The following is a 1,036-nucleotide window of genomic DNA, read 5'->3' as shown; positions in this document are numbered from 1 at the left end:
CGCGGCGTTGGGTGGGGCCATGGACTACACGCAACTCGGACGCACCGGTCTCCGCGTCGGGCGCCTCGTCCTCGGCACGATGAACTTCGGCGCGCTCACCGGCGAGGCGGACAGCCACGCCCTCATGGACGCCGCCCTCGACGCGGGCGTGAACCTCTTCGACACCGCCAACGTCTACGGCGGCACCGAGCACAAGGGCCGCACCGAGTCGATCGTCGGCTCGTGGTTCGCCGGGGGCGCCGGGCGTCGCGACAGGGTCGTGCTGGCCACCAAGGTCTACGGCAACATGGCCGTCGGCGGCGGCCCGCCCTGGCCCAACCACGACCGGCTCTCCGCGGTCAACATCCGCCGCTCGGTGGAGGAGAGCCTGCGCAGGCTCGGCACCGACCGCATCGACATCTACCAGTTCCACCACATCGACCGCGCCACCCCGTTCGAGGAGATCTGGCAGGCACTGGACGTCCTCATCACGCAGGGCAAGGTGCTCTACGCCGGGTCGTCGAACTTCCCCGGCTACAAGATCGCCCAGGCCAACGAGACCGCCGCGCGTACCGGGCGGGTCGGCCTCGTCAGCGAACAGTGCCTCTACAACCTCGCGGAGCGCCGCGCCGAGATGGAGGTCATCCCGGCCGCGGTCGACTACGGGCTCGGCGTCATCCCCTGGTCCCCGCTGCGCGGCGGGCTGCTCGGCGGCGCGCTGCGCAAGGAACGCGAGGGCGACGGATCCCGTTCGGTGAGCGGACGTTCCGCCGAGGGCCTGGCGGATCCCGCGACGCGGGCACGCGTCCAGGCGTATGAGGAGCTGACCGCGAAGCACGGCCTCGACCCCGGGGAAGTCGCCCTCGCCTGGCTGCTCACGCGTCCCGGCGTCACCGCGCCGATCGTCGGGCCGCGCACCCGCGCGCACCTCGACTCGGCCCTGCGGGCCGTGGAACTCGACCTGTCCGACGACCTGTTGGCCGAACTCGACGCCATCTTCCCGGGGCCGGGCCCGGCCCACGAGGCGTTCGCCTTGTGACACGACGGCGCCCGCGCC

General features: G+C 72.5%; 1 protein-coding gene. It reads left to right on the top strand.

The window, feature by feature from the left end:
- The first annotated feature begins 19 nt into the window (after positions 1–19).
- Positions 20–1,018, top strand: coding sequence for an aldo/keto reductase (locus ACRX5S_RS05420; protein WP_436771715.1), 999 nt, complete (start codon positions 20–22; stop codon positions 1,016–1,018).
- Positions 1,019–1,036: the final 18 nt, after the last annotated feature.

It is taken from the genome of Yinghuangia sp. YIM S09857, assembly GCF_051388915.1.
Taxonomy (GTDB): domain Bacteria; phylum Actinomycetota; class Actinomycetes; order Streptomycetales; family Streptomycetaceae; genus Yinghuangia.
Note: the sequence above shows the minus strand (reverse complement) of the source record. Positions and strands in the feature narration are given on the sequence as shown.

Excerpts from the sequence above, each read along its gene's own strand:
- ACRX5S_RS05420 (WP_436771715.1), top strand. The coding sequence starts at position 20 with ATGGACTACACGCAACTCGGACGCACCGGTCTCCGCGTCGGGCGCCTC.